General features: G+C 65.3%; 5 protein-coding genes and 2 pseudogenes. 5 read left to right on the top strand and 2 right to left on the bottom strand.

The genetic code is table 11. From position 1 onward, the window contains the following. The 4 genes and pseudogenes from JHD07_RS19065 to JHD07_RS19050 all read left to right on the top strand — a co-directional run. Positions 1-312, top strand: a pseudogene (locus JHD07_RS19065) (hypothetical protein); the annotation flags it as partial. An 18-nt stretch (positions 313-330) separates the two neighbouring features. Beyond that, on the top strand, positions 331-765 hold the full coding sequence (locus JHD07_RS19060; RefSeq protein ID WP_291624692.1) for an NUDIX domain-containing protein: 435 nt from the start codon (positions 331-333) through the stop codon (positions 763-765). Between the two features lie 45 nt (positions 766-810). Then, positions 811-1188, top strand: coding sequence for a TIGR02301 family protein (locus JHD07_RS19055; protein ID WP_291624691.1), 378 nt, complete (start codon positions 811-813; stop codon positions 1186-1188). 264 nt (positions 1189-1452) lie between these two features. After that, on the top strand, positions 1453-1719 hold the full coding sequence (locus JHD07_RS19050) for a hypothetical protein (RefSeq protein WP_291624690.1): 267 nt from the start codon (positions 1453-1455) through the stop codon (positions 1717-1719). 172 nt (positions 1720-1891) lie between these two features. Here the strand turns inward: JHD07_RS19050 and JHD07_RS19045 are convergent, their stop codons facing one another. Together JHD07_RS19045 and JHD07_RS19040 are read right to left on the bottom strand one after the other, a co-directional pair. Then, a complete protein-coding gene (locus JHD07_RS19045; RefSeq protein WP_291624689.1) occupies positions 1892-2761 on the bottom strand; it encodes a sulfurtransferase in 870 nt (289 codons plus the stop codon). Between the two features lie 168 nt (positions 2762-2929). Then, positions 2930-4264, bottom strand: a complete 1335-nt coding sequence (locus JHD07_RS19040; RefSeq protein WP_291624688.1) for a dihydroorotase — start codon at positions 4262-4264, stop codon at positions 2930-2932. A gap of 102 nt (positions 4265-4366) precedes the next feature. Between JHD07_RS19040 and JHD07_RS19035 the strand changes: the two are divergent. After that, positions 4367-4930: pseudogene (locus JHD07_RS19035) on the top strand (folate-binding protein); the annotation flags it as partial.

Below are 4930 nucleotides of genomic sequence, written 5' to 3'. Positions count from 1 at the left end.
GATTTCCTGACCTGGACGCCGCTGTCTTATGCCGAGCATTTCACGGCGTCGAATTTCAAGGCGCGGGACCTCGCCATCGAAGCCTATGAGAAAGCCGATCCGGCGCTTAAGGCGCAATTCGACCATCTCACAAAGAACCTGCACTCGATCCTGTCAGCGGTCGGTGCGGGCATGCGCGAAGCCCAGAAGGATGAGACCCGCGTCAAGCTGGCCGTGCAGGCTACCCAATGGGTACAGCCACTGATCTCGGCCTGCGCCGGCCTCATCCACGGCAGCGCCGAAGACGACATCGACAGCATCATGGCCAACTGAACCGGGCCGGTGACGATATTGCCCGCATCCGTGCAGCCCAGCCATCCCCAGATCGCCGTCAGCGCCGCGGTTTTTCGCGACGGCAAGGTGCTGCTGACCCGCCGCGCCCGCTCTCCCGCCAAGGGCTTCTATTCGCTGCCGGGCGGCCGGGTCGAATTCGGCGAATCGCTGCACCGGGCCCTGAGCCGCGAGATCGACGAGGAAACCGGGCTTGAGATCGAGATCGTGGGCCTGGCAGGCTGGCGCGAAGTGCTGCCGGCCGCACCGGGCGCCGGCCATTATCTGATCATGTCCTTTGCCGCCCGTTGGATAGCCAGGGAGCCGTCCCTGAACGAGGAGCTCGACGATTACCGCTGGGTCGCGCCTGACGCTCTCGGAAGCCGTGACGACCTCAAACTGACGAGTGGGCTGGAGGAGGTCATCCGGTCCGCCCACCGGCTGATCGGGGCCTGACGGCTCGCCTTGCGTCCTCGGGCTCGACGGGGCATACAGCCGCCGATGACCGCGCGACTTCCGGCCGTTCTTGCCCTGATTCTTGCCTGCGCCTGCGTGCCTGCGAAGGCCCAGGACGGGGCGGCGCCGTTTGACGGCGAACTGCAGCGGCTGGCCGAGATTCTCGGCGGCCTGCACTATCTGCGCGGCATCTGCGGGGCCAACGAAGGCAACAAATGGCGCAACGAGATGCAGGCGCTGATCGATGCCGAAACCCCCTCCGGCGAGCGCCGCACCCGCATGATCGCCGGATTCAACCGCGGCTATAACGGTTTTCAGCAGACCTATCGCAGCTGCACGCCGGCTGCGACGGTGGCGATCCGCCGCTATATCGACGAAGGCTCGAAGATTTCGCGGGATCTGACGGCACGCTACGCGAACTGAACCTTCTCTCCGTCATTCCGGGCTCGCGCAGCGAGAGCCCGGAATCCATTCATCCACCAGCTCTGCCGCACGAGGGATTCCGGGTTCGCGCGACGCGCGCCCCGGAATGACGGCTGAGGTCGACGCGCGCTGGAACCCCGTCATCGACTTTGGTCACAGCCGTTAACCGTTCCTAAAGATGTGGCCTAGCGGTCGTTAACGACCGTGCTACACCTTTCGCACAGCGCATCGTTTTGGATCGCGCCCCAGCCCTGAACGAGTTTCATGAGCCCGCCGATTTCCTACGCCCCCGCCCGCGCGCCACTGCCCGACCACGAGCAGAAACAGGCCGCCCTGAGCTATCTCAACGAGGCCTGGGCGGAGGCGCGCCATGACGGCGTCGATGGCGACTGCCTGGCGCAGGCTAGCCTGTTCGCGGCCCTGGCCGAGCTCGTGGGCACCTATGGCGAGGACGCGGTCGCGAAGTTCGTCGAGGGCTTTCCCGGCCGCATTCGCAACGGCGAATTCTCGGTCGACATCTGCAGGCAGTAGGCCATCTCGAAAATGACCCCGCCACGCGGGCGGGGCCAGTTGACGGATGAATGACTCTGCGATGCTCGTCGCGAAGTCCGCCGCTGTTATCGCACGGAAGCGATCGGACTTAGACAAGCATTAGTCTCGCGATGGCCGGGACATCTTCCCGGCGCAGCCGGGAACGCCCGCCTCAATCGGTTTCGATTGGCAGGGCCGGATCCTTCGCCCATTCCCCCATCGACGCATCGTACAGCGCCAGCCTGTCATAGCCGAGCTGCGTCAGCAGCAGCAGATCGATCGTCGCCGAGATGCCGCCCCCGCAATACAGGATGACGTCCTTGTCTCGCGTGACGCCTTGGGCGGCGAATTTTGCTTCCGCATCCGCAAGGCTCGTCAGCGTCTTGTCGGCATTGACCAGCGTTGCGGCCGGTAGGTTGACGCTGCCTGGCACGCGGCCCGGTCTGCCGTAGCGGCTCGGCTCAAGGCCACGGTGAAACTGCGGCCCGAGCGCGTTGACGATCGCCGTGGCGGGATCGCCGATGCGCGCCTTCACGACATTCTTGTCGACGAAGAGGCCTGCTCGCGGGGTGGCCCTGAAGGTCGTCGCCGGATAGGACCTCGGCGCGCCTGTCTCAATCGGCTGCCCCTCCTCCTTCCATTTGTCGAAGCCGCCGTCGAGCACGCGGGCATCGATGCCGAGCGAGCGTAACATCCACCACAAGCGTGTCGCCCACATCATCGTGCCGATGCTGTAGAGCACGATCGTCTTGCCCGCATCGAGCCCGTGGCGGCCGAACGCAGCCTCGAGCTGGGCCACATCAGGCATCATGAAGAAGTGTTGCGACGAGGTGTCGGAGAACTCGCCTTGCAGGTCGAGGAAATCGGCGCCGGGAATGTGGCCGGCTGCGAACGTCTTGTTACCGGGCACCGCGCGATAAGGCACAACGCTGCCTTCCGGTGCGGGCTCGAGATAGGTCGTGCAATCATAGAGGCGCAGGTCGGGATGGTCGAGGATGGCGGCGAGCTGATCGGTAGCGATGAGGGCGGTTGGCTGGGACATTGTCGGCCTCTCCCAATCTGCGCTTGCGTTCCCTCACACTCTGTCATTGCCCGCGAATGCGGGCAATCCGGTATTCCAGAGGCGGCGTTGATCTACCGAGAAGCCGCGGCGTACTGGATGCCCCGCCTTCGCAGCGCATGACAGTCGCGTGAGACGTTGAATCGCCCGCTATTGCTTCAGCGTCTCCAGAAATCGCACCGGCTCGCCCTGCGAGGCCGTCACGAGCTCGCCCTGCCACATCACGCGGCGGCCGCGGACGAAGGTGCCGACGGGCCAGCCGGTGACGCGCACGCCGTCATAGGGCGTCCAGCCGGCCTTGGAAGCCACCCATTTGTTGGTGATCGTCTCGCTGCGCTTCAGGTCGACGATGGTGAAGTCGGCATCGTAGCCGGCTGCGATGCGGCCCTTGCAGGCCATGTTGTAGAGCCGCGCGGGGCCCGCGCTGGTGAGATCGACGAAGCGCGCCAGAGAGAGCCGGCCGGCATTGACGTGATCGAGCATCAGCGGCACCAGCGTCTGCACCCCGGTCATGCCCGAAGGCGAGGCCGGATAGGTCTTCGACTTCTCCTCCAGCGTGTGCGGGGCGTGGTCGGAGCCGAGCACGTCGATGATGCCCTGCTCGATGCCGCGCCAGATGCCGGCGCGGTGATCGGCCCCGCGCACCGGCGGGTTCATCTGCGCGAGCGTGCCGAGTCGCTCGTAGCATTCCGGGGCAACCAGGGTGAGATGGTGCGGCGTAGCCTCGCAGGAGGCGACGTCCTTGTGGTCGCGCAGGAACTCGATCTCTTCCTTGGTCGAGATGTGCAGCACGTGGATGCGCTTGCCGGTCTCGTGCGCGAGCTTGACCAGGCGCTGCGTCGCCATCAGCGCCGCGGTCTCGTCGCGCCAGACCGGATGCGAGCGCGCATCGCCTTCGATGCGCAGCGGTTTGCGCTCGTTGAGCCGATACTCGTCCTCGGCATGGAAGGCGGCACGGCGGCGGATCACCTGGAAGATGCGGCGCAGGCTTTCGTCGTCCTCCACCAAAAGCGCGCCGGTCGAGGAGCCGATGAATACCTTGACGCCGGCACAGCCCGGCGCGCGCTCCAGCACCGGCAATTCCTGCACGTTCTCGCGGGTGCCGCCGATGAAGAAGGCGAAATCGCAATGCATGCGGTGATGGGCGCGCTTCACCTTGTCCGTGAAGGTCGCTTCCGTCACGGTCAAGGGAGACGTGTTGGGCATCTCGAACACGGCGGTGACGCCGCCCATCACGGCGCTGCGCGAGCCGGTCTCGAGGTCTTCCTTCTGCTCCAGTCCGGGTTCGCGGAAATGCACCTGCGTGTCCATCACGCCGGGCAGGATGTGCAGGCCCTTGCAGTCGATCACCTCGGCGGCACTGCCTTGCGACAGCGGACCCAGCTCGGCGATGCGACCTCCGACGATGCCGATATCGCGAACACCCTCGCCGTCCTGGTTGACCACGGTGCCGCCGGTGAGGATCACGTCGAAATGCTGGCTCATGGCAGAAGGCCCTCTCTCATCCCCAAGCGCAGGGCTCAAGGTCTTGTCGTTTATGCGTTGCGGGCTTACGTTCCGGAGCAACATGTCGCAAGAGATTTTCGCATGAAATCGGCGTTTCTTCCCAATCGGGGCGTGGTCAAGGTCGCGGGCGAGGATGCGCGCAACTTCCTCAACGGCCTCATCACCACAGATGTCGACAGGCTGAAACCGGGGCTGGGGCGATTCGGCGCGCTGCTGACGCCGCAGGGCAAGATCATCGTGGACTTCCTGATCACGGAGGCGCCGGCCGGCCACGGCGGCGGGTTCCTGATCGATTGTCCGAAAGCGCTGGCGGACACCCTCGCCACCAAGCTGAAATTCTACAAGCTGCGCGCCAAGGTCACCGTGGAAAACCTCGATCTCGGCGTGCTCGCGGCCTGGGACGGCCAGCCGGCGGCGCAGCCGGACCTTGCCTTCGCTGACCCGCGCAACGCAGCGCTCGGTACCCGCATCCTGATCCCGGAAAACCTCAAGCAGACACTGTCCGACCTGATCGGTGCCGAGCTGGTCGATGCCGCCGAATACGAGGCGCACCGCATCGCGCTCGGCGTGCCCCGCGGTGGGCTCGATTTCATGTACAACGACGCGTTCCCGCACGAGACCAACATGGACCGTCTCGCCGGCGTC

Source organism: Bradyrhizobium sp. (assembly GCF_016462955.1).
In the GTDB taxonomy this organism is placed as follows: domain Bacteria; phylum Pseudomonadota; class Alphaproteobacteria; order Rhizobiales; family Xanthobacteraceae; genus Bradyrhizobium.
Note: the sequence above shows the minus strand (reverse complement) of the source record. Positions and strands in the feature narration are given on the sequence as shown.